General features: G+C 35.3%; 24 protein-coding genes. 8 read left to right on the top strand and 16 right to left on the bottom strand.

Annotated elements, in window-relative coordinates:
- The first annotated feature begins 69 nt into the window (after positions 1–69).
- From J3D55_RS10535 to J3D55_RS10545, 3 genes are all read left to right on the top strand, one after another.
- Positions 70–201: a hypothetical protein gene (locus J3D55_RS10535; RefSeq protein WP_259130928.1), complete on the top strand. Its 132-nt coding sequence runs from the start codon at positions 70–72 to the stop codon at positions 199–201.
- Positions 202–794: 593 nt separating this feature from the next.
- Positions 795–1454 (top strand): DUF6766 family protein, encoded by a 660-nt coding sequence (locus J3D55_RS10540; protein ID WP_259130930.1) that lies wholly within the window; start codon positions 795–797, stop codon positions 1452–1454.
- A 104-nt stretch (positions 1455–1558) separates the two neighbouring features.
- Positions 1559–1828, top strand: a complete 270-nt coding sequence (locus J3D55_RS10545) for a heme oxygenase (protein WP_259130932.1) — start codon at positions 1559–1561, stop codon at positions 1826–1828.
- 86 nt (positions 1829–1914) lie between these two features.
- On the opposite strand, the gene J3D55_RS10550 is transcribed toward J3D55_RS10545, so the two are convergent.
- The 13 genes from J3D55_RS10550 to J3D55_RS10610 form a co-directional block, all read right to left on the bottom strand.
- On the bottom strand, positions 1915–2631 hold the full coding sequence (locus tag J3D55_RS10550; RefSeq protein WP_259130933.1) for a peroxiredoxin family protein: 717 nt from the start codon (positions 2629–2631) through the stop codon (positions 1915–1917).
- Between the two features lie 142 nt (positions 2632–2773).
- Entirely contained in the window at positions 2774–3412 is a 639-nt protein-coding gene (locus J3D55_RS10555) for an NAD(P)H-binding protein (RefSeq protein ID WP_259130935.1), read from the bottom strand.
- A 69-nt stretch (positions 3413–3481) separates the two neighbouring features.
- Positions 3482–4279, bottom strand: coding sequence for a DJ-1/PfpI/YhbO family deglycase/protease (locus tag J3D55_RS10560; RefSeq protein ID WP_259130936.1), 798 nt, complete (start codon positions 4277–4279; stop codon positions 3482–3484).
- Positions 4280–4335: 56 nt separating this feature from the next.
- Positions 4336–4545: a hypothetical protein gene (locus tag J3D55_RS10565; RefSeq protein WP_259130938.1), complete on the bottom strand. Its 210-nt coding sequence runs from the start codon at positions 4543–4545 to the stop codon at positions 4336–4338.
- A gap of 64 nt (positions 4546–4609) precedes the next feature.
- Entirely contained in the window at positions 4610–4876 is a 267-nt protein-coding gene (locus tag J3D55_RS10570) for a hypothetical protein (protein WP_259130940.1), read from the bottom strand.
- Positions 4877–4904: 28 nt separating this feature from the next.
- On the bottom strand, positions 4905–6227 hold the full coding sequence (locus tag J3D55_RS10575) for an antibiotic biosynthesis monooxygenase (protein WP_259130942.1): 1323 nt from the start codon (positions 6225–6227) through the stop codon (positions 4905–4907).
- A gap of 356 nt (positions 6228–6583) precedes the next feature.
- Positions 6584–7399 carry an alpha/beta fold hydrolase gene (locus J3D55_RS10580; protein WP_259130944.1) on the bottom strand — a complete coding sequence of 272 codons (816 nt, stop codon included), beginning with the start codon at positions 7397–7399 and terminating at the stop codon, positions 6584–6586.
- 34 nt (positions 7400–7433) lie between these two features.
- Complete coding sequence (locus tag J3D55_RS10585; protein ID WP_259130946.1) at positions 7434–8420, bottom strand: aldo/keto reductase; 987 nt, start codon at positions 8418–8420, stop codon at positions 7434–7436.
- Between the two features lie 124 nt (positions 8421–8544).
- Entirely contained in the window at positions 8545–9117 is a 573-nt protein-coding gene (locus J3D55_RS10590; protein ID WP_259130948.1) for a carboxymuconolactone decarboxylase family protein, read from the bottom strand.
- A gap of 4 nt (positions 9118–9121) precedes the next feature.
- Complete coding sequence (locus J3D55_RS10595) at positions 9122–9700, bottom strand: cupin domain-containing protein (RefSeq protein ID WP_259130949.1); 579 nt, start codon at positions 9698–9700, stop codon at positions 9122–9124.
- 2 nt (positions 9701–9702) lie between these two features.
- Positions 9703–9930 carry a 2TM domain-containing protein gene (locus J3D55_RS10600; protein WP_259130950.1) on the bottom strand — a complete coding sequence of 76 codons (228 nt, stop codon included), beginning with the start codon at positions 9928–9930 and terminating at the stop codon, positions 9703–9705.
- Positions 9931–10153: 223 nt separating this feature from the next.
- Positions 10154–11176, bottom strand: a complete 1023-nt coding sequence (locus J3D55_RS10605; protein WP_259130952.1) for a bestrophin family protein — start codon at positions 11174–11176, stop codon at positions 10154–10156.
- A gap of 85 nt (positions 11177–11261) precedes the next feature.
- Positions 11262–11831, bottom strand: coding sequence for a Crp/Fnr family transcriptional regulator (locus tag J3D55_RS10610; RefSeq protein WP_259130954.1), 570 nt, complete (start codon positions 11829–11831; stop codon positions 11262–11264).
- A gap of 322 nt (positions 11832–12153) precedes the next feature.
- On the opposite strand from J3D55_RS10610, the gene J3D55_RS10615 reads away from it, so the two are divergent.
- The 5 genes from J3D55_RS10615 (at position 12154) to J3D55_RS10635 (ending at position 17051) form a co-directional block, all read left to right on the top strand.
- On the top strand, positions 12154–13062 hold the full coding sequence (locus tag J3D55_RS10615) for an alpha/beta fold hydrolase (protein WP_259130956.1): 909 nt from the start codon (positions 12154–12156) through the stop codon (positions 13060–13062).
- A gap of 201 nt (positions 13063–13263) precedes the next feature.
- On the top strand, positions 13264–13827 hold the full coding sequence (locus tag J3D55_RS10620; RefSeq protein ID WP_259130957.1) for a TetR/AcrR family transcriptional regulator: 564 nt from the start codon (positions 13264–13266) through the stop codon (positions 13825–13827).
- Positions 13828–14128: 301 nt separating this feature from the next.
- Positions 14129–15043 carry a PNPOx family protein gene (locus J3D55_RS10625; RefSeq protein WP_259130958.1) on the top strand — a complete coding sequence of 305 codons (915 nt, stop codon included), beginning with the start codon at positions 14129–14131 and terminating at the stop codon, positions 15041–15043.
- Between the two features lie 84 nt (positions 15044–15127).
- A complete protein-coding gene (locus tag J3D55_RS10630; protein WP_259130960.1) occupies positions 15128–16594 on the top strand; it encodes a nucleoside-triphosphatase in 1467 nt (488 codons plus the stop codon).
- Entirely contained in the window at positions 16587–17051 is a 465-nt protein-coding gene (locus J3D55_RS10635; protein WP_259130962.1) for a nucleoside deaminase, read from the top strand. The genes J3D55_RS10630 and J3D55_RS10635 overlap by 8 nt, the downstream gene beginning before the upstream one ends.
- 23 nt (positions 17052–17074) lie before the next feature.
- Here J3D55_RS10635 and J3D55_RS10640 read toward each other — a convergent pair whose 3' ends face one another.
- The 3 genes from J3D55_RS10640 to J3D55_RS10650 form a co-directional block, all read right to left on the bottom strand.
- Positions 17075–17554, bottom strand: coding sequence for a hypothetical protein (locus tag J3D55_RS10640; protein ID WP_259130964.1), 480 nt, complete (start codon positions 17552–17554; stop codon positions 17075–17077).
- A 71-nt stretch (positions 17555–17625) separates the two neighbouring features.
- Positions 17626–18873, bottom strand: a complete 1248-nt coding sequence (locus tag J3D55_RS10645) for a condensation domain-containing protein (RefSeq protein ID WP_259130965.1) — start codon at positions 18871–18873, stop codon at positions 17626–17628.
- The gene (locus J3D55_RS10650; RefSeq protein WP_259130967.1) at positions 18870–20138 is read right to left on the bottom strand and encodes a condensation domain-containing protein; all 1269 of its coding nucleotides are present in this window, start codon (positions 20136–20138) and stop codon (positions 18870–18872) included. Before J3D55_RS10650 ends, J3D55_RS10645 begins: the two co-directional genes overlap by 4 nt.
- Between the last annotated feature and the right edge of the window lie 4 nt (positions 20139–20142).

Genomic DNA, 20142 nt, shown 5'->3' on the forward strand with positions numbered 1-20142 from the left:
ATCGAAAGACTATTACAAAGCTTTGCTTCACTAATAAATGACCTTTACGAATAACAAAAAATATTTACAATGGCAAAAGAGAAAGACGGAAAGAAAAAAGGAGATAAATCGCCTGCTTTAAAATCGCTAAAAGAGAAGAGAGAGGATAAGCAAAACAAAAGAAAAGACAAAGAAAGTGCAGACAGAAATGCTGCAACTTAAATGGTAGTAATAAAAAAAGAAGAATTTACTCAGAAAACCGATGTGGAGGAGAGAGTTAAAAGATGATTTAAAAAAACACTATTTATAATAAATCGAGATCGCTTTTATCAATACTTTTCCTCCAAAACGTAAGCGATTTGCAGCTTTTTCTGTGCTGAAATGGTGCAATTACTCTAATTTAAGTTAAAAAAATCCTCTTATATAAATAAATTTAATTTTTAATAATTATTCGTTAATTAAGTCAAATTGTTTTAATTTCTTACTTGTATTATTGTAATTTAAAACAAAAATTGAATTAAAGGCATGATTGTTGTTAATTTAATAATACCAAATCACAAAATATTATGTTGCTTAATACTCATCAATCAACAAATAATGCAGTTATAGAGCTTAATTTCAAATTGATATAAAAATAATAATGATAAATTCCGGCATAACCGGAATTTATGTTTTATACTCAAGGAGGAATAGAAAATAATCAAAATCTGTTCGGTCGTTTTTCGATTGGGCATTTTGTTTTGTATGAAGTTTAGGGTAGAAAAACTTACAGAAAGAATTGAATAGGATAGTTTAATGTTTTAAAAATCAACACCATGCAGACAAATAAAAATAATTTTTTCTATAGAAACGGATTAAGCATTGTTGTATTAAGCTTATTCTTCATATTTCTTTTTTGCCAGTTTATCACAGGATGGCATGTTAAGAATGATGAACTTTCAGAGGTGAAATTGCCGTCTTTAACGCTGTTTCAATACTTCTGCAGTCCGCATTTTATGCAGGCAACTTTCGAAAATTGGGAAAGCGAATTTTTACAAATGGGGATGTATGTTTTATTAACAGTATCTTTAAGGCAAAAAGGTTCAGCAGAATCCAAGTCTCTATATGGAAAAGAAGAGGTAGATAAAGAACCGGTGGCTCATAAAAATGCACCGTGGCCTGTGAAAAAAGGAGGTTTTATATTGTCTGTTTACAATCATTCTCTTTCTATTTCATTAGGAATTTTGTTTGTTTTGAGCTTTATATTTCATTTTACGGGAAGCCTGAACAATTATAATGAAGAACAGATTCAGAAGCATTTGATAACATCAGATTGGAAAGAGTATTTTGTAAATTCTCAGTTTTGGTTTGAATCTTTTCAGAACTGGCAAAGTGAATTTCTTGCCGTAGCATCGTTGGTTATCCTTTCAATTTGGTTCAGAGAAAAAGGATCTCCCCAATCAAAACCTGTAGATGCATCTTATGACGAAAATTGAACGTGATTAAGGTCATAAAATCAATATGTAACAAAGAAATATGAACAATATTTCTCTTTATTTCTTTTAAATTAAAATGAATAAAGCTTTTAAAATTATTAATAATGGAAACAATCCGTCTATATAAATTTAAGGATTCGATCAGTAGGAAAATGCAATTTTTGAATAAAGAATCTAATCTGGATGATCTTGATGAGTCAATGCAAACGAAATTCCTAGATGTTGAAATTGTAACAGAATATGTGATCAATATTTCCAACGATTTTATTTATGAAAACGTGTCGTACAAAGAACTGATACAATTGTGCAGCTCCGCAAAAGAAACCATCGAACATTATTTTGTGAAGACAAACAATGACTTCGATTTGATATAAAAATAAACAAAAAAAGAGTAGAAGATTCTACTTTTAATAGTAAAAATCAACTACTCCTTAAAAAAAACACTTCACATAAAACACGCCTATAAAAGCGAACTTATTCCGTTTTTTAATTCCTCATGAATATTTTCACTGGAATTAATAATTTTCTTTATCACCCCGTTTTTATCAATCACCATACTTGCCGGCCAAGAGCTGACATTGTATTTTTTATTAGCTTCCTCAGATCCCGGAAGAAGGGTGTAATCGAAAGGATGTTTGGTCAAAAATTTCTTTACCTGATCTTTGGTACTAAATGTTAAGCCCAAAAAAACGACATTTTTATCTTTATAATCCTGAACCAATGTATTAAGCTCAGGAATTTCGTTAATACACGGAATACAGGTTGTAAACCAGAAATTTAGCACCACTACTTTTCCCTGAAGTTTCTTCAAAGACCATTTTTTGCCCTGCAGATCTGTAAGTTCAAATTCCGGGGCATTTTTATTGAGGAGAGAAAAAAGTGCCTGATCTTTGGCAGCACTTATTTCTTCCAGTTTTTTCTTCATTTCGTCCGTCATTTTCACCAAATGGGTGATTCCTTTTTTGTCGTCCTCTTCAGTATGTTGAAAAATTACCCGGTCTTTTCCCCAAGCTGTACTTAAACTGTCAAATTTTGCCATATCAAAAACTTTTCCGTTGAGAAGGTAAGTACTTGATTCTGAGTTTTGTTTTGCTTCGGATTTTACCTGTGCAAAGGCTACATTAGAAAGAAAAACTAATGCAGCTGCAATGAAATAAAGTTTACTATTGGTTTTCATAAAATTGGTATTAATCATTAATTGGTAAGAGAAAGCATAAATTTTCCCGTTATGTTTAAATATAAATTATGCTGAATCATAAATTTTACCATTTACGATCCTTAGAATTCAATAATTTTAAAAGCTGTTATTTAAATGAAAATCAGAAATTGAAAATCTTTTCTAATTCTACAATGTGCTTTCCATTGGGAAGAACTTTCGGAGATTTGGCGAGCTTTTCAGCAAGAATATCAGTAGGTAATGGTCGGAATTTTTTTGCTATTCCAAAGCTGTTCAGAAAATTCAAAACAGGAATAATGATTCGTTCGTCTCCACGATCTGTTCCTTTTCGTAATAAACTTGCCGGTCTGAAAATAATATATTGTTCAAAACCAAGTCTATCAATGTCTTCTTCCAGCTTGCCTTTAATTTTAGAATAAACAACTCTGCTGGTTGCTGAAGCGCCATAAGCCGAAAGAAGAACCGTTTTTGAAACTCTTTTTTTTCTGGCAATTTTTGCAAAGTTTAAAGGAATTTCGTGGTCGATGTGCCATTGTTTTTCCTCCGAACCGGCTGCTTTTGAAGTGGTTCCAAGACATGAAAATAAAATATCTCCATCGATGAATTCTGTTACATTTTCTAAATTTTCAAAATCGGTTAAGATTTCTTTTAATTTAGGATGATTGATGTTGCTGAGTTTGCGGACAAAAATCACAATTTCAGTGTATTCAGGATCATTCAATAAGATATTGACTAAATCTTTTCCGGTAGCTCCCGTCGCTCCAATTACCAGTGCTTTCATTGTGAATTTATTTATAATCGAGGAAGTTTTGGTGAAAAACACCTTACTTCCCCGATATTTTTATTAAAATTAATTTTTTACCAACCAGTTTTCTACCGCTCTTGAGAAATCTGCTACATCGATCGGGTGGCGGCTTGTAACGATATTTCTGTCTGTAACAACGGGCTCATCGACTACCGTTGCTCCTGCATTTTTCAGATCAACCTGAATGTTCCAATATCCTGTTAGTTTTCTTCCTTTTAAGATATCAGCAGAAGCCAATACGACAGGAGCGTGACAGATTGCGGCGATCAGTTTTCCGGATTTATTGAAATCCTGAATAAATTTAATAACATCTTTGTCGTAACGAAGGTTATCCGGATTCCAGGCTCCACCAGGAATGAAGACTGCATCGTAATCATTTACTTTGATCTGATCGGCAGTTTTATCAAATTTAATCCATCCTACAGGCTGTAAATACTGGATTGCCATAATGTGGGTTTTAGACATTTCAGGATACATAAGTCCGTATCTTTCGGGTGCAGGATTGTATTTTGGAGCTACAATATCAACCTGAGCGCCCAATTGTTTGAAATACCAAACCGGTCCCAATAATTCGATTTCTTCAAAACCATCGGCTGCGATGACAGCGATTCTTTTGCCTTTAAGAACGGTTTTATCCTTTATAGGTTTAAAGAAAAAGTCTTTTAACGCTTCGTTTCCGGGTGCATTTAATAATTGGGAAACGGGCATGTTGACAACAGCAGGTTGTGAAGAAAGCTGGTTCACCACTTCAAGTTCGTGGCTGCTTTTTGATTGTGCATTTAGATTTGAAACAGCAAATATACAGATGATAGCTGCTAAAAATGTTTTGTACATTGTTTTCATTTTGTTTAGGTTTTAAGGATTAATATTGTTTTTTTAATAAATTGTTTATGAATTACTTAATTATATTTTTTGAATTTATTCTCGATATCTTTCGCGAAAGCAATACCTTCTTTTTTCAGATGCTTTTGGAGGAATAATCCGCCCAATCCATAGAGTGAAAAGACTGTTTTTAATAACCAGTTGGGATAATCGATACCGAACATGCATACAAATTCGCAGGTATTTTCTGAGACAGGTCTTATCTGCATTTCCCATGGAACTCCCACTGATATCGGGACAAATCTTAAAATATACACATCAGATTTCGAAGAATATAAGAAGACATGATCTTTAGAAACTGTATTGCATTGTATAATGCTGCACAATCTGGTCGATGCCTATGTTTTCTACATTCGTGCTGAAAAGCGTCTCCCCTGTGAAGTAGGAACTCATGGCAATATGAGCCGGAGAATAAGAGGTGTAATCTGTTTCTTTCATCTCTGTAAACCATTTTCCGAGGTCAATATGTTCAGCAGGAAGATTAATGAGAAAGCTTGCGAGATACCTGTCTGAATATTTTCCGGTGGATGCTTTTGAGTTGGTGAAGGTTGTTTTCATTTTTAGTTTTTAATGGTTGATGACTGATTTATTCTCGGGTAAGCGGTGCAAATTCAATCAGGTTATGAAGTCCTTTTTGGAAAGGCTGTTCTTTGATGCTTGTATTCAGATAATCGATTACCGGCTGAATAGGAGGGAATTTCAAATGATATTGAAAAGCATCATCTCCCCTGAATTTTTCAAAAGTCACAAATTGCGTCGGATCGTTTTCAAACTGAGACAATTGATACGTCACAACTCCCGGTTCGCTTCTGAATTGCGGCATCGCAACATGATACGTATCTTTAAAAGTCTGCTGTGTTCCTGCTTTTGCGTCTACGAACAACATGATGGTGAGTTGATTATCTTCTTTTTTTGAAGTTCTGCGCCATTGTTCTTTCGAAATGGGTTCAAGATCTTTTACATCAATGGTTTTAATGGGCTGTGTTAATGCTTTTTTAGCTAAAGAATTAATTTTTTTCGCTTGCGAATCGTTGTTAAAATTCTCCAGTTCGTTTACATTTTTCCAACGTTCGATTACCCATAAAACGGAAGGTTTTTCTTTCTCATAATAGGCTTCAGACATGATATTTCCTTCTTTGGAAAGCGAGCTTTTTACATATTCAGAAACCACTTTTTGAAACTGATCCTGATATTCTTTTTTTACTTCAAATCGGGTGAGTTTTCCTACGATTTCTTGTTGTTTAAGCTGTTCCAACATCGCTTCACCAACAGCTTGAGCAGACTGCGGATTTTGTCCTGTAATCAAACGCTGATCTGTTACCACATGAGACTGCCAAAGTCCGGATTTTTCAAATGTTGCGCCACGTTCTATTAGTTTGTTTTCCAGTAAAAAAGGAACGACTTTGTCCAGTTTTACAGCAACTTCTTCTTCATTGGTAAAGGCATTTACTTTTTTGCCATCAACAAGATATTTCCCATTTGAAAGCTTGATGTTGACAATTCCGGCTGGACCGTGACAAACAGCGCTTACAATGCCATTTTTTTCGTAAATTTTGGCTGCGATATTGGATAACTGTTCGTCTTCCGGGAAATCCCACATCGCACCGTGACCTCCTGCAAAATGGATGGCTGCATAATTTTCAGGGTTGATTTCTGAAGGCTTAAATGTATTTTCCACCTTTTTCCTGTATTTTGAATCTTCCCAGAATTTTTTGTTAATCGAATCTCCAAGATTAAGTCCGTCAACCGGAGCTTTTCCGCCTTTCGGGCTTACAAAATCAATCTCATATCCTGAATTCATCAGTACGTTCCAGGGATGAGCGACTTCTGACAAGTAGAATCCTGTTTTTTCACCGGTATTTCCTTTTTCGTCGTGGCTTGTTACCACAAATAATATTTTCTTTTTCATTTTATCTGAATTTTGCGCCTTTGCATACGTATTACACAATAATAGAAGTGCAGAAAAGACGGTAATGAAATTGTGCGAAGCTGATAAGAATATTTTAGCTATTGTAATCATAATATTGGGTTTTTATGGTTGAGTATTTATTGTGCTTTGTATTGAACATTTAAGATTAGTTCATTGATATTCAATTTTCTATTACAAATGTACAACTGGATGAAATCTTATGAAATGACGGGAATCACTAAAAAAGTGTGATCAGAATCACAAACAATTGTTTAATAAAGATGAAAAAGAAGTAAGATTTAGAAAAGAAACGACCAACCTTTTGACCGATTGGTCATTTCTTATTTTAAGCCAGATTATTGACCGATTTTAATTAATAAATCTGAAACGTCGTTTGGTTTAGACAAAAATGGAGAGTGACTTGTATTCACTTCATAGACTTTTGAAATTCCTGCCTTGCTGATCATTTGATCCTGAAAATTTGGAGAAATCACAATATCCTGAAGCGTTTTAATATATACTTTTTGTACACTTCCGAAATTTTGAGCAGTTAAAGTCACCTTATTTCCCAATGGGATTGCCGGTTCGGGACGATAATTATTTACGACAAGATCTTTTGCAGCCTGTGAACCATCGTTGATGAAAAGATGAACTAAGTTTTCGCTTTTCACATCAAATGTCAATTGATCTGCTGATTGAACCAGTGAACCTCCCAATTGAGAACCCGGATCAAGCATTGCTAAATCTCCCAAAGATTGTCCCGATTCCGGTAAAAAAGCACCGATATAAACCAGTTTTTTAATTTTTGAAGGCACTTTTTCAGCTACGTTTGAAATTACCATTCCAGCCATGCTGTGTCCTACAAGAATTACTTTTCCTTCTGTTTTATTCATTGCATCGATTACTTTATCACGATAAACATCCAAACTCAAAGTGTGAGTAGGTGTGTTGTCTGCACCGTGTCCCGGTAATTCTACGACGATTACTTTCTGACCTTGCTTTTCAAGATTGGCTTTTACGGTATTCCAAACGTAAGGAGCTTGCCATGCACCGTGAACCAATATATACGTTTGAGGAGGCGCTATTGTTGTGTTTTCATCGTCTGTAGAACATGAAGAAGACGTGAAGAGTGTAAATACTGCCAAAAGCAGCGTTAAAAACATTGTTTTCATTTTCTGTTGTTAAATTTGTTGTTTGTATTATTTTTTAAGAGAAGATTTCTAATTCTTTGTTGATGAAAAGAAGTTCTTCCTGAGTAAGAGTAATATCTATAGATTTTGCATTGCTGATCGCCTGTTCGCTGTTTCTAGCTCCTGCAAGAACGACTGAAATTCCGGGTTGTAAGGTGGTCCATCTTAAAACCAATTGAGCCGGTGTTGCATTTTTATCGTTGGCTAAAGGTTCAATTTTGCTAAGGAAATTTTTCACTTTTTCAGGATCGAATTGTCCGAAATAACCGTTTCTATGGTCATCCGATTTCAAATGTTCTCCTTTAAAATATTTTCCGCTTAATAATCCTCTTTCTAACGGGCTGTAAGCAATTAATCCGATGTTATTTTCAATCGCAGCCGGAACAATATCTTTTTCAATCAAACGGTTCAACATGCTGTAGGGAAGCTGATTGGATGCTAATTTTATTGTTTTCTGAGCTTCAAGCATTTGATTTTTATCGTAATTACTCACTCCTGCAGCACGAATTTTTCCCTGTTCGATCAGTCTTTGCAAAGCTTCCATTGTTTCGTCAATCGGAGTGGTAGAATCTGGCCAGTGCAATTGTAAAAGATCGATATAATCTGTTTTCAGACGTTTTAAACTTTCTTCGGTTTCCTTGATAACATTGGCTTTTGATGCATATTTATACAAAGGATAAACATTTCCGTTGTCTTCCTGATCCCACATATAATCTCCTTTTCCTTCGTTGCTTCCGTCCCAAACCATTCCGAATTTTGTAAGGATCTGAATTTTTGAGCGATCCATATCTTTAATGGTTCTTCCGATTAATTCTTCACTGAATCCTAAGCCGTAAAAAGGCGCGGTATCAATGGTGGTCACGCCATGATCGATGGATGCTCTGATGGCGTTTTGAGCTTCATTTTCTTCTGTTCCGCCCCACATTGTTCCACCGATTGCAAAACTTCCGTAAGTAATTGCTGATAACTCGAGATGGGTATCTCCTAATTTTCTGTATTCCATTTTGTTTTAATTTTTATTGTTAATTTTTTTATATTTAATCTTCTGATTTATAGGACAAAGTTAAGTCTGTAAATGCCCTTGAATAAAGGATTGAAGTCACTATAAACGTGTGATGAGAATCACATTATTTGGTATTGTTTTCCGGAGCGGGAATATCAAATCCATTCAAAATCATGGCGATAAAAGTGTAGCTTCCGATTAAGAAGAAAAGTTCTCCTACAGCTTCTTTTCCTAATACATCAACAGCATATTGATAGGTTGAATTGGAAACAATTTTTCCGTGAGTTAATGTATAAGCAATATCATAGGTAATTGCTTCCTGTTCATTCAAACCTTCCGGACGAATTCCCGCGGAAAGTGAGGCAACAATACTTTTAGAAAGACCAAAAGCTTCCGCCATAATTTCGTGAACATACAGCTCAAAACGAGCTCCGAATGTGCTTCCAACTGTTAAAATCGCAACTTCACGTACTTTTTTATCTAATGTTGCATATGTATCCAGTGTTCTGATAAAACTCAAAGCCGGAATTCCGAATTGCGGAAAGTGCAGCATTGCCGGAAAAGGTCCTAATAAAGCTCCCTGAGAATCAATCATAGAAGCTTGTCCCTGACTTTTTGTAATAAGATTTGAGATCTCGTCATGTACAAAACGCAGTTCGGTATCAAGACTTTCCTGAGGTAGTGGTTGTAGACGCATGATATTAGTTTTTAAGGTTAAAATTGTTGGTGAATTGTCCGTCGATTAACACAAACGCCATTCGGCAAATTTTCCCTGATCTGTTTGCCCAAGCGTGATTTGTACCTGCCTGAACAACAATATCTCCCGCTTTAATCGTCGTTTCTTCCTTGTCCAGAATCATGGTGATTTCTCCTTCTAATACAATTCCGTAATCAAGAGTTTCTGTGCGGTGCATTAATGGGTGAGGAGCGCCTTGAGAAGAGGTTGAAGCTTTTTCGTCTCCCATAGATTTGAATTTTTCGGCAGCTTCTTTTCCTGTTAGATTTCTTATTTCATCGCCTTCTGGTGGAAATTCTATGACTCTTATTCTCGTTCCGTTTTTTGGTGGAGGAAGTATTAATCCCGGTTCATCAAGTTCATCGGGTTGCGGATGAATTAAAACCGGAGTTTCTACCGTATGCCAGATTTCAAAAAATGTGGGTCCGCCTTTTCCTCCAACTAATTGCGTGTTTACAGGAGGTGCATCACAAATGATTACTGCTTTTCCATCTGAATCGTGACCTGTCACAATACGTCTGAATGTTTTATGTTGTGTTTCCATTGTTATTTGTTTTTAAGGTTTTTGAAAAAATAAACTCCCAGAAAATGGAAAATAATTCCGAGCATCCAAGCTGGAGTAGACCAAAGCGGCCATATATAAGTTCTGTCTGTTAAATACCAAACCAACCAGATAAGTGGGGTAGTAAGTAGAAAAACTAAAAGGTGAATTCTAAAACCTTTTTCCGGATTGATGTGAGCTGATGTTGAGCTCAAGTGTTTGTAATGTGTCATGATAGTGTAATTTTTTGTGAAACGTATTTTGTTTATTTTCAACAGGAATTTTTTATTGATTCGCTGTAGTTGTTTAATTTTCTATTGCAAAGTTGGCGAAGAAATGAAGGCGTTACCTGACACATTTGCGTCAAAAAACAATTGTGATGAATTTTTTTTGATACAAATAAAAAATGCCTGTCGTTTGACAGGCATGAAGTATAATAGGTTGATTTTAAAATTATTAAAGAAGAATGTTGTCTTTAGGCTGAATCGGTTCGGGAATATCTTTTTCGCCCATCATTTGGAGCAGATCGATCTCAATAGTCCGGCAAATGGAAAGCATCGGAATGTCATTTTGAAGACCTTCAAACGGATTTTCAGAATAATCGCCGATAAGCTCCATCACAACATAAATAAATCCTACGATGACACCCACGGGAACGCTCATCCAAACCATATCATCGCCCAGTTTTGCAAATTCTCCTATAATGCCAAAAGGCAGAAGAAATACGAAAATGCAGACAAAAACAAAGCTGAAACTGGCAAATTTGCGCGGAAAAGGAAAGTTTTTAATGCGTTCGGCGCGTCCCTGATCGTCGTAAAAATTGTTGATGACAGATTGTAATTCAATTTGTTGCATACAATTGATTGCGGATTCATCAACAAGAGTCTGAAGAAGTTTTGTCTGTCTGTCCAGAAGCTGCGTTGAAATATTATTATAGATTTTCAAATCTTCCATTTCTTCATGTGTGATGTACCGTGAACAATGGATTTCTTTCAATTCTTTTTCAAAATTGTTAAATAATTTATCCCGCCTTTTTTGATTATAAAAACCAAACATTCCGTACAGGCTTACATGTTCCCACTTCATGGGTTTTAATAATTGTTCACGAAATTGATACAGATAAACAATATGATTGTAAATAATTTTTTTCCTTATTTTATCAGTGTTTTCAGTAGCTTTTGCATTTTCGGCTTTCATGTTTTTCACCATAGTTCCAAGCTTTCTGCTGTTATTGACCATAGCGCCCCAGATTTTTCGGGCTTCCCAAAGTCTGTCGTATGACTGATTGTTTTTAAAACCTACATAAAAAGCAACAGCAGTACCCACCAACGAAATCGGAAGCCAAGGAATGGTAATGAATTTCCAATGGGTAAAATAATATAATGCTGTCACAGAAAGCATCCACGGGAAAAGCCACAATAAATGCTGACCTGCAAATTTGAAAATATCTTTTAAGGAAAGGTGTTTTTTAACAAGCATATTCTTTTATTTTTGAACTAAATAGAATGAGATAGGAAGGGTGAACTAAGCGAAATCACAAAAAATTAGAGATATTACCCTCAATTTATTTTTCTCGAGGATGTAATCTGCTTAATGTTTCCCGGCTTACCCCGATGAATTCTGCAATACATTTTTTGGGAACATGCTGCAGAAGATCCGGATACAGCTTGGCAAATTGCTCATACCGTTGCTGTGGCGTGTTTGATAATAATAATTTTATTCTTTGCTGAAGTGCAACAAAGCCATGAGTAAGTTTCACCCGGAAAAAATGTTCCATTTTATGCATGTCTGCCGCGATTTTTTCTCGTCCCAAAAGACTGAGACACAGAACTTCACCTTCTGCAATGCATTCAAGATACATCGTGGCGGGAATCTGGTTGAAATAAGATTTGTAATCAGACATCCACCAGTTTTTAAGGGCAAACATACAGATATACTCTTTTCCTTCTTCGTCTAAATAAAAAACCTTGTAAATCCCTGACAGAACGAGATATTCGCTCCTCACATCATCCCCTTCACTAATCAGGAACTGATTTTTTCGCACCTTTTTCAATGTGAAAAATGACTGTATATAATCAAATTCACCATCATTGAGGGGAGTGATTTCTTCAATATGATTCCTGAGTACATCCATAATCGTTGAATAAGGTATTAGCTTAACATAAAATTAGGAAAAAATGTTTATTATTTTTATATAAAATTTGCGATAATGTTAAATTTAATATTAGATAAATAACATAAATGTGATTAATATAAATTATTTATGAATAATATAACAATTTGGTGTGAATTATATTTTTTATTTAATGTGAATTTGACTTTTTATTTAAACAACTCATTTCACTATCCCAAATGTCCGATTAACTACTGAAAATGCCCGTTTGAACGACTTTTCAAATGTCTCGTTTATTTTTCCGCTTTATGTTTGCACCATAATCATACAAAAATAAACTACAATGAAATCAATTAGAAAAATCTCAATGACAAGTGTTTTATGTTTAACACTTTTTACAACAACAGCAATGTCTTGCAGGGAAGAAAGTGAAATTACCACGATTCAGGAAACGCAGACAGAGAATCATCAGACTGCCAAAACCAGATTTATTAGTGTAAAAGGAACTTCGTTTGCCTATCGTATTTTTGGAAAAGAAGGCGGAATTCCTTTGGTGCTTTTGCCGGGATTGGGCGGTTCTATGGACGATTGGGATCCTGCAATTACTAATGGTCTGGCTCAGAAATATAAGGTGATTATATTTGATAATAAAGGAGTTGCGGCTTCACAGGGAACTACGCCGGACAATATTCAGGCTATGGCAAATGATGCAATAGATTTTATAGAAGCTCTGCATTTGAATAAAGTCAATATAATGGGTTTTTCAATGGGTGGATTTATCACTCAGAGAGTGGTTTTAACGAAACCGTCCATAATCAATAAGGTAATTTTAACGGGAACCGGACCAAAAGGAGCCATCGGATTATCTAATTTACCGAATATCATTGCGGGAACGGCAGGATTGGGACCTGAAGAATCTTTTCTCAAGTTCGGATTTACCCAATCCACGGAAAGTATTGCAGCCGGAAAAGCTTCGTATTCAAGAACTCAGCTTCGTACGACGGACAGAGATCTTGCGTTAAGTGATGCGACATCTGCTTCACAATTTGCAGCGGTTTTGAGCTGGGCACAACCCAATGCAAACGCTTTGGAAGAAATAAAAGAGATTAAAAATCAGGTTCTTATCGTTCATGGTGAAAATGATCTTCCTGTTTCGGTTCAGAATGCTCAGAATATGGCTCAGAATTTAGATCATGCGGAAACTGGTAATTTTCCCGGATTCGGGTCATGCCTCTTTTTTCCAGAATCATGATGCATTTGTGATAAAAGCGATACAGTTTTTAAATAAATAATTCAGACTTTATATTTTATCTGATTTCTTATATAAAAAAGCCTTTAAATCTTATGTTTAAAGGCTTTTTGCTTGTAAACGAGTGATATAACAGAAATATCTTATCGTTAAAATTAATTACCGAACGTTTGGTAAAATAAAAATATGTTTTACATTTGTAGCATGAGACCACAAAAAGTAGAAGATACAGAATTGCTCAGTTCATTAATGGAAGTCATCCGATTCAAAGGATATGAAGGTTCCAGCCTTAATGAATTGGCGAGTGCAAGTGGATTGCAAAAGGCAAGTCTGTATCATAGATTTCCCAAAGGCAAGCAACAAATTGCATTGGCGGTGCTGTCTTTTGTGAAAGAATGGGTTCATAAAAACATTTATTTAGTTTTAACTGATAAGGAAATAACTTCTTCAGAAAGAGTAAATACAGTTCTCGAAAATATTATCGCTTTGTACAATAACGGTGAAAAGAGTTGTATTTTGAGTGCACTTTCGGTACAATCCAGCGTTGAGCTTTTCAATGCTGAAATTAAAATCATTATGGAAGAATGGATCAGCGGATTCTATGCATTGGGAATCGATTGCGGTCTCGAAAAAGACAATGCAAAAAGTCTGGCAACAACAGTTTTGATAAGTATTGAAGGTAGTTTAATTGTATCGAAAGGGTTGGGAACGAATCAACCTTTTTTGGATGCTTTAACTTATATCAGAAAACAATATTTAAAACAATAAAGAATTATTTTTGAATATTCATTTTTCAACCTAAACTATGAGCTAGTAATTTGTGACTATTATAAATCAAACCTTCAAGGTTTTTAAAACCTTGAAGGTTTACAAACAGAACGTTGAATTGATTATGATGGGTTGAAAAAACGACAAAAATCCTAGCCCTGATTGCAATGAAAATCCTTTTTTGTAAAAAAAGATTGTAATGGAAAGCAGGAAAAAGCTTCAAATAAAAAGTCTAAACAGATTTATTTAAAAAAACCAACGACTGGTATAAATGATGCCAAACCTTTCAAATTTATATAGTATGAACGAAACATATCACGAAGGAGAAAAAAAGATTCAGCAGATTACCGGAGAAGCAGATATTGCTAATTCTCTTAGTCGGTTGATCACCAATATGGTAACTGCGGGTGCTATTAATTTCCTTGAAAAACAGCCTATGACTATTGTAAGCAGTGCGGCATCACAAAATAAAATCTGGGTTTCTGTTTTGATCGGTGATTTTGGTTTTGTGAAAGTTCATGAATTGGATTCTATCTCTTTTGATAAAACGTTGATCAGAAGCACTCCAAAAGATATTTTTTACGAAAATATTGAAAAAGATCACCAGATCGGAGCTTTATTTATTGAGCTTGCCAAAAGGAAACGCTATCGTGTAAACGGAACAGTGAAGCTTGAAGACAATCTGATGATGTTACATATTAATGAAGCTTATCCCAATTGTCCTAAGTATATCCAACGTCGCGTTATCGCTCTTCCGGAGCATTTTACGACTCAGGATGCTGTGATAAGTAAGGGAACAGATTTTCCTGCAACATTTCAGGAAATGATTCGTAAAGCAGATACCGTTTTTGTCGGAAGTAAAGCCGAAGACGGAAGAATGGACGCTTCTCATCGTGGCGGAAATCCGGGGTTTATAGAAATTCTTGACGATAAAACTATAAAAGTTCCGGAATATCCGGGAAACAGTATGTTCAATACCATGGGAAATTTTGTTCAGAATCCTTTTGCCGGACTTTTGTTTGTGGATTTTGAAAAAGGGGAAACTTTACAATTAACGGGAAGCGTTGAAATGAAGTTCAACCAAACGGGAGAAGATCTTGTAAAAACAAACGGCACAGGTCGCCATTGGATTTTTAAAATGGACGAATGGATTTACATTGAGAAACATCATGACGTACAATGGGAATTTTTGGATTATTCACCTTTTAATCCTTAATCGTATTCAATCTTAGAGAATCAGGTACAGGTAAATTTTCTATTTATAAAAGAAAACAAATCCTGAAATAAACTAATAAACCTTATGGAAAGCACAACAGGAATACAAACCCAAACAACGCTGCGGCTGATTTATCTTTGGGCATTTGCCGAAGCGGGACTTGGAGGTTTGCTTCATCTGTATCACATTCCGCTTACGGGGTTGATTGTTGGTGGCTTTTCGATTATTATCAACGTATTTCTTGCGAAATATTCGGCGAATAATTATAAAGTTCTGTTGCAGGCTACACTTTTGGTATTGTCTGTAAAATTCATGATGAGCTCTCAAACTCCGTTAGGCGGTTACATTGCGGTCGCTTTTCAGGGATTGTTGGCTGCGTTTATTTTTCCGGTTTTTAAAGTCAATAGATTGAGCATCATTATTTACAGCATCATCGTGATGTTGGAGTCTTCTCTGCAGAAATTTATAATGGTTGCTGTCATTTTCGGGAAAGATTTTTTTGAGACGATATTATCGATTATTTCGGAGACATTTAGAATTGAAAAATCTTCAATAGACGATGTTTTGATGTCATTTTTTCTACTGTATATTGGGTTGTACGTCGTTTGGGCAATAGGTATCGGATTATGGACAAGGCAGCTTTTAAGCTCCGTAAGCGGAATTAAAATTCATAAAGATTTGATTCGTAAAACAATAGATTCGATCGAAGATAAAAAAACGATCCAATCGACACGCAAAAAACGACGTTATCTTCTTATATTTTCGGTGTTTTGCTTCCTTATTTTAATTGTTCTGTACATTACAAAAAGAGCAGAATTGTGGCAGTTCTTGCGCCTAATTTTGGTGATTGCTTTCTTTTATATCTTAAATAAATTTGTTATTAAAAAGCAGATCTCGCGTTATACAAAAAAGAATAATTCTGTTATTGCAGATATCATTTACAGTTTGCCGGGACTTACTTTATATTCAAAAGTTGCATGGAAATTAGCTTCGGATCATTCTGGTATTAAACGGATTAAAGAATTTGTGACCTATGTAATCTGGCTTACTATTTTTTACGAAAAAGATCAGAACAGAAAAATTCTCATTTTAAATGGCGATATCCAAACCGGAAAATCTTCGGCGTTAATGAACTGGATTAAAAATAAAAACGCAGGCGGAATTATAACACCAACAGTCAACGGAAAAAAGCAATTATATAATATTTTAACTAATGAATATCAACCGTATGAACTCGATTCTGCCGCAGAAAATTCATTGGTTGTCGGGAATTATTTTCTTGATCAAAGTGCATTTATTGAGACTAAAAAAATCGTTACTGATTCCATTAAACAAAAAAAAGAATGGATTATCATTGATGAAATCGGAAAACTGGAACTGGACGGCAAAGGAAATCATGAAACGGTTCAATATTTATTGGACAATTTTAATGAAAATCTGTTGCTTGTTGTTCGTACCTCATTGGTTGATAAAGTGATAGGTAAATATGAACTCGAAAATTTTACAATAATTTCTAACGAAGAATTAATAAATCAAAATCAAAATGAATGATGATAAAAAATACATGATGGAATGTATTGACCTTGCGAATCAGGCATTAATAAACGGAAATCCACCCGTCGGAGCTTTATTGGTTTTTGAAAATAAAATTATAGGCAAAGGCATCGAATCCGGAAAATCTACAGGCGATATTACTCAGCATGCGGAAATTTTAGCGGTGAAAGATGCTTTACAACAAGGTCATCGAGATATTCTGGACAAAGCGGTACTTTTTTCAACTCACGAACCTTGCGTCATGTGTTCTTACCTGATCAGACATCATAAAATTGCAAAAATTGTTTTTGGTGTCACTGTTCCTTATTTGGGTGGACAATCTTCAGAGTTCAAAATTCTTGAAACCGAAAATATTCCGAAATGGGGAAGTCGTCCTTTGATCGAAACCGGATTACTGAAACATGAATGCGAAATATTAAATGAAAAATATGCAGCACTTTTACTCAATCAGTAAACCGGAATTTGAGCGAAATGATATCAATTTTCAATTAAATCAGATGAAACCGGCACCGTATTTTTGTGCAGATGTTTTTTCAATCTTCTTATCGGAAGATAGGTAAACAAAATAGAAAGTAAACCCGCAAGAACGCCCACGACAACAGCCATTGCCGTTGCATCCAGTTTGTAATATTTAGATAAAATTAATTGCGCAAATAGCAAACATGACAATACAAATGAGCCCGTAACCAAGCCGTGTAAAATGCTCAGTTTGGTCATTAGTTTTTTTAAATTAAGTTGATTATCAACCGCAAATTCAATAGCTTTTTGATCTGCAGCATCGGTCACTCTTTTTATAATATCAATCGTAAGAACAACGGGAAGAAATATCGCCATCGGCAACGTAAGACGAGCCAGACATTGCGTTCCTTCGAAAAAATGAGTATATCCTAATTCTTTAAAACTCGCATAAGCAATAATAAAATTAAAGAACACATTGGGAAGAACATAATAAATCATCCGCTTCCTTAGAAAGCGATTGAGAGTGGTTTTTTTGATGAGTTTTGGTTGAGCTTTTTTTATTTTAAATTTCATGAAGTCAGGAGCTCAATAGCTTTATTTTTAATTTTAACAGCTTCTTCTTTCGGAAGAAAATTTTCATTAGACATAAACGTAAAATCCATTTCCTGATTATACGTCGTCGTCACCAAAGTGTTGGAATTCAACCAAGGAAAAGCAACCGTCGGACTGAAAATGGTTTCTAACGTAAAGTTTCTATATTCACTAGGGATATCAATTCTACCCATATTCGACAGCGTAATATCGTGTCCGCCTTTGCTGGATTTTAACATCGAAATCATGCGTTCCACAACCGGATGCATATTTTCGCCCATCCACAGCAATTCTCTGGCTTGCGTTTTTTCTATCTTTTCTACCAAATCTTTTTTAATTTGTTTGGCGTGATCCATCAAATCGTTGTTTCCTTTTTTTAATGAAAGTTCAACCGTCGGCGCAAATGCAAAGATATGATCTTGTTTTATTTCTGGGATAAAATGACGAACGTCGACAGGACTTATCACTTTTCCTTTCGACTGATTGCCCTGTATTTCCTTAAAAGCCTGCATAAACGCAGAACACAGCAAAGCATGTACAGAAATACCGTTTGCTTTACATTTTTCTGTTATTTTTTTGGAAACAACCGCGTTCAGTTTTCGGTGAATGGCGTAGTTTTCCCCAAGATTTCGGTTCTTACTTTTCCCTTGAATTAAAAAGAATAATTTTGCCATCATTAAGAAAAATCTGGCTGTTCGTTTCTTCTTCTTCAAATTAAAATCTGCAGGCAGAAAATCATCCGCTGAATTGAAAGGCTGATAAGAATTTAGCTGAGTGGAAGGATCATCCAACAGAGCAAGAATCTCACGCATCAAAGTGACACCCGTTGTTCCGTCGCAGATACAGTGAGGCATTACCCAAAGAATTTCGGAAGTCTCTTCTCCACGAATCCATATCACTTTAGCCAATGGTTTTTTGTCATCTTCAAACAGGTGATACCATTGGTTTCTTGATTCGTTTAACCAGTCATTTTCTGTTTTTCGTTCTACCACATGAAACGGGATAGGTTGTATTTCTTTTTCTTCAACGAAAAAGGGATATTTTTCTGTGGTATGATCTATTTTCACCCGCAGCAAAGGGTGTTTTTGTTGAATTTTAACCAAAGCAGATCGTAAGTCTCCTTTATCAATACGACCTTTTATCCTTACCGTAAAAACACAGTTAACCGGAGTTTTAGAATCAACATACATGATTCTTTCTACCATCATTAATTTTCGTTTCATCATGATACTGCCAAAGATTTTACTTTTTGTTGTACGGTTTTAATCATCTCATCACGAATCGCCAATGCTTCGGAATAGGGTAAATAACCTTCGCTTCCCATAAAAGAAAAATCCATTTCTCCGCGGAAAGTTGAAGTCACCATCGTCGTAGTATTTCCCAAAGGTCCGATCACAGACGGACTGAAAATGTCTTCCAGTGAGAATTCTTTGTATTCATGAGGAATTTGAATCCTTCCTAAATTAGAGAACATACAATCGTTGGAAGATTTGCTGTTCTTTAATAATTTAGTAAAATTTTTCAACGCATCATGCGCAGATTCCATCACCATCATCGTGATGTACGGATTGAGTTTTGCTGTTTTTTTCTCTACAGTTTCCTGCATCAGTTTTAAATTGTCTTCAAACCCCAATTTTTTATTTAACGAAACAACAATCATTAATCCGAAAGCAAAAATATGATCGTCTTTAATCTGATTCGCAAAACGTCTGATATCAACAGGACATGACACTTTATTGAATGCTTTTTCTTGCTTTATTTTCTCAAATGCCTTTAAAAGAGTGGCACAGAAGAATGTATTTACCGTAACTTTTTGAGATTTGCAATAAGAAATAAGTTCCTTACTGGTCTCTTCATCGAATTTCCAGTGAATTAAATAATCGCTTTGTCGATCGGTCGCTTTTTTACCAACAGGAATACATTTAATTGCCGTTGCAGCTAATCTTCCGATTACTTTTGCCTTAATTTTTTGTCCGTTACTGTTAAGAATTTTAGACGGAACAACATCCTGAATTCCCAAAATCGGATTTTCCAGACCGATTTCTGCCGATGGATTATCCAGTAATTTTAAAAATTCATATAATACCGCCATTGCAGAGCCACCATCGCACAAACAATGGTGGAATACAAACATCATATCTGAAATTTCTTCTCCTTTGATCCAGACGAATCTGATAAGCGGCTGTTCTTTGTAATTGAACATTTTGTACCACTCATTTTTAGATTCTTCCAGCCAGTCGTTTTCTTCTTTTTTAGCGAGTATTCGGATCGGAATTTTTACTTTTTCTGAAACCTCAAACCAGGGAATATTTTTTTCATCATGCCCGATAACAGCCTTTAACCACGGATGTTTCCCCTGAAGCTGGCTCAAAGCATGCTGAATGTCTTTCAGGACAAATGTACCTCTTAATCTGAAAGGAATCACTGTATTAAAAGGTTCTGTACCGTCTCCTAATAACATTCGCTCACCAAATAACAATCGTCTTTTCATAGGC

Source organism: Chryseobacterium ginsenosidimutans (assembly GCF_024807225.1).
Lineage (GTDB): Bacteria > Bacteroidota > Bacteroidia > Flavobacteriales > Weeksellaceae > Chryseobacterium > Chryseobacterium ginsenosidimutans.

Coding starts and splice junctions, on each gene's coding strand:
- J3D55_RS10630 (WP_259130960.1), top strand. CDS start 15,128: ATGGAAAGCACAACAGGAATACAAACCCAAACAACGCTGCGGCTGATT.
- J3D55_RS10635 (WP_259130962.1), top strand. CDS start 16,587: ATGAATGATGATAAAAAATACATGATGGAATGTATTGACCTTGCGAAT.
- J3D55_RS10620 (WP_259130957.1), top strand. CDS start 13,264: ATGAGACCACAAAAAGTAGAAGATACAGAATTGCTCAGTTCATTAATG.
- J3D55_RS10535 (WP_259130928.1), top strand. CDS start 70: ATGGCAAAAGAGAAAGACGGAAAGAAAAAAGGAGATAAATCGCCTGCT.
- J3D55_RS10610 (WP_259130954.1), bottom strand. CDS start 11,831: ATGGATGTACTCAGGAATCATATTGAAGAAATCACTCCCCTCAATGAT.
- J3D55_RS10590 (WP_259130948.1), bottom strand. CDS start 9,117: ATGCGTCTACAACCACTACCTCAGGAAAGTCTTGATACCGAACTGCGT.
- J3D55_RS10580 (WP_259130944.1), bottom strand. CDS start 7,399: ATGAAAACAATGTTTTTAACGCTGCTTTTGGCAGTATTTACACTCTTC.
- J3D55_RS10540 (WP_259130930.1), top strand. CDS start 795: ATGCAGACAAATAAAAATAATTTTTTCTATAGAAACGGATTAAGCATT.
- J3D55_RS10615 (WP_259130956.1), top strand. CDS start 12,154: ATGAAATCAATTAGAAAAATCTCAATGACAAGTGTTTTATGTTTAACA.
- J3D55_RS10640 (WP_259130964.1), bottom strand. CDS start 17,554: ATGATTTATTATGTTCTTCCCAATGTGTTCTTTAATTTTATTATTGCT.
- J3D55_RS10560 (WP_259130936.1), bottom strand. CDS start 4,279: ATGAAAACAATGTACAAAACATTTTTAGCAGCTATCATCTGTATATTT.
- J3D55_RS10575 (WP_259130942.1), bottom strand. CDS start 6,227: ATGAAAAAGAAAATATTATTTGTGGTAACAAGCCACGACGAAAAAGGA.
- J3D55_RS10625 (WP_259130958.1), top strand. CDS start 14,129: ATGAACGAAACATATCACGAAGGAGAAAAAAAGATTCAGCAGATTACC.
- J3D55_RS10645 (WP_259130965.1), bottom strand. CDS start 18,873: ATGATGAAACGAAAATTAATGATGGTAGAAAGAATCATGTATGTTGAT.
- J3D55_RS10595 (WP_259130949.1), bottom strand. CDS start 9,700: ATGGAAACACAACATAAAACATTCAGACGTATTGTGACAGGTCACGAT.
- J3D55_RS10650 (WP_259130967.1), bottom strand. CDS start 20,138: ATGAAAAGACGATTGTTATTTGGTGAGCGAATGTTATTAGGAGACGGT.
- J3D55_RS10570 (WP_259130940.1), bottom strand. CDS start 4,876: ATGAAAACAACCTTCACCAACTCAAAAGCATCCACCGGAAAATATTCA.
- J3D55_RS10555 (WP_259130935.1), bottom strand. CDS start 3,412: ATGAAAGCACTGGTAATTGGAGCGACGGGAGCTACCGGAAAAGATTTA.
- J3D55_RS10545 (WP_259130932.1), top strand. CDS start 1,559: ATGGAAACAATCCGTCTATATAAATTTAAGGATTCGATCAGTAGGAAA.
- J3D55_RS10605 (WP_259130952.1), bottom strand. CDS start 11,176: ATGCTTGTTAAAAAACACCTTTCCTTAAAAGATATTTTCAAATTTGCA.
- J3D55_RS10585 (WP_259130946.1), bottom strand. CDS start 8,420: ATGGAATACAGAAAATTAGGAGATACCCATCTCGAGTTATCAGCAATT.
- J3D55_RS10600 (WP_259130950.1), bottom strand. CDS start 9,930: ATGACACATTACAAACACTTGAGCTCAACATCAGCTCACATCAATCCG.
- J3D55_RS10550 (WP_259130933.1), bottom strand. CDS start 2,631: ATGAAAACCAATAGTAAACTTTATTTCATTGCAGCTGCATTAGTTTTT.